This window comes from Enterococcus sp. C46, from assembly GCF_040887565.1.
GTDB lineage: Bacteria > Bacillota > Bacilli > Lactobacillales > Enterococcaceae > Enterococcus_B > Enterococcus_B lactis.
The window spans coordinates 1-2,077 of sequence record NZ_JBFOGA010000026.1 but is presented as its reverse complement, the minus strand read 5'-3'; the positions used below and the strand labels follow the sequence as shown (position 1 = coordinate 2,077).

General features: G+C 35.9%; 2 protein-coding genes. Both read left to right on the top strand.

What is annotated here, in order from left to right:
- Positions 1–517 precede the first annotated feature (517 nt).
- Positions 518–1,369 carry a DUF6448 family protein gene (locus AB3I27_RS13885; RefSeq protein WP_368023022.1) on the top strand — a complete coding sequence of 284 codons (852 nt, stop codon included), beginning with the start codon at positions 518–520 and terminating at the stop codon, positions 1,367–1,369.
- 182 nt (positions 1,370–1,551) lie between these two features.
- Complete coding sequence (gene lepB, locus AB3I27_RS13880; RefSeq protein ID WP_002291553.1) at positions 1,552–2,055, top strand: signal peptidase I; 504 nt, start codon at positions 1,552–1,554, stop codon at positions 2,053–2,055.
- The last annotated feature ends 22 nt before the right edge of the window (positions 2,056–2,077 follow it).

The following is a 2,077-nucleotide window of genomic DNA, read 5'->3' as shown; positions in this document are numbered from 1 at the left end:
ATAATCGCATCCTGCTGAAATTGCTTTCCTTTAAAATGATTCATCGTCATTCCTCCTACTATCTTTTTCTATTATTCTACCTTATTTGATAGTAGATTTAAAACTTTGCAACAGAACCCAAAAACGGAACTGGCTCTGCATTCCATTCAGTTACACTTGTCAATTCGGAAGTAAAAGGGCGCTTCTGAGTTGAATAAAAGGATAAACCCCAGAGAATCCTATTCATCTATTATTTCGTGGGTCAAGGTACCTATCCCCTGACTCGGGAAAAGTTTAAGAAAAAGTTTAATAAAAAATAAAAAACTTGATTTTTATCAAGGGGCTTATAACTGATTACCATTAATATAAAACTATCAAATCAAGGGAGGCACAGAAATAAGAAGCATACATTTAGCATGAAAAGTACTATTTAAGATAAAAGCCTAATTTGACAAAGCTTTTATCAAAACGGAGCAGATCGAAAGAACGATTAAAAACAAACTGCTCAGTATTTTCATAAAAACATCAGGAGGATAACATGAAAAAATTAAACTTAAAATCAAACATGAAAAAATCTATTGGAGTACTATTAACATCTGCAGCTATTATGGCGATAATTCCTCTATCTGCGAGTGCGCACTGCGACACGATGGATGGTCCAGTTGTAGTTGATGGAAAAAAAGCCATGGAGAGTAATAACGTCAACTATGTGATGAAATGGGTGGCACCTGAATATCAAAAGGAAATAACAGATAAATTTAATCTTAGCATGAAAGTCAAAGACCAGAGTCCAGAAGCTAAGGAGTTGGCCGAACAGTATTTCTTCAGTGAAGTGGTTAGAGTGCACAGAGCAGGAGAAGGTGCGCCGTTTGACGGATTGAAACCTTCAGGAACTCCTATCGATGAAAAAGTATTAGCAGCAGACAAGAGTATTGAGGTAGGCAATTTATCGCCGTTAGAAGGTATGACTGAAAAAGAAAAAATGCCTGAACTTAAAGAGAGATTTGAAAAAGTTATGTCTTTAAAGGATTATGATGTGAATGATCTTGAAGCAGGAAGAGAATATATTGAAGCATACGTGAAATTCTTCAAATTTGCTGAAGGTGAAGAGGAGCATGCTGCTGAAGGTGCTCACGGTGAAGAAGCAAATAATGCTCATGCAACTCATAATGCAGAAGCAACTCATAACGCTGAAGCCAACAACGGTAAAGCAGCTGCAGAAGCGGAAAAAACTCATGGAGAGGTTACACATACAGTAAAACCTGGAGATACACTTTGGGGAATTGGATTAGAATTTAATAAAACTTATCAAGAAATTGCAAAAGTAAACAATATTTCTAACCCAGACCTTATTTTCCCTGGACAAAAATTTATCATTCCATCTAAATAAGATAGATCAAAAAAAGTAAAAACAAACGAACAATTAAATCGGTCAACTGAAACTAGTTTTTGTAAAGAATAGTCATAAAACCCCAATAGCTATTATGCTGAATTGGGGTTTCATCGTCTATAAACGGGATGGTTTTTCACTATTCAAATGGGGTCAAGAGTTAGTCTACGAGGAGGTAAAGTATGAAAAAAGTGTTGAAGGGGTTATCGTTTATTGTAAGTGTCGTGATCATGACTACGTTGTTATACAATTATGTTTTCTTTATTATTCTAGTACCAAGTGCTTCCATGTATCCAACAATAGAAATTGGTGACAGGATCATCACAACAAGGATTCATAACACTTCTTCCATTGAAAGAGGACAAATTTTGGTGTTCTATTCGGATGAGTTTAAAGAAACAATGGTGAAGCGAGTCATCGGCCTGCCAAATGATCAGATTGAAATCAATTCAGACGGAAAGGTATCCGTAAACAATCAGGAATTGAATGAAACATATGTAAAGTACCCAGATACAAAAAGTGGAAGTTTTAAGGTGCCTGAAGGAGAATATTTTTTCCTAGGGGATTACCGGATACATTCATATGACAGCAGAAAATGGAACGATCCTTTTATTTCAGAAAGCAAGATCTTAGGACAGGCTAGATTTATACTGTTTCCATTCGATCGAATATCCATACTTGAGTAGTGTAGAAGAGGTTGAAAGGGAG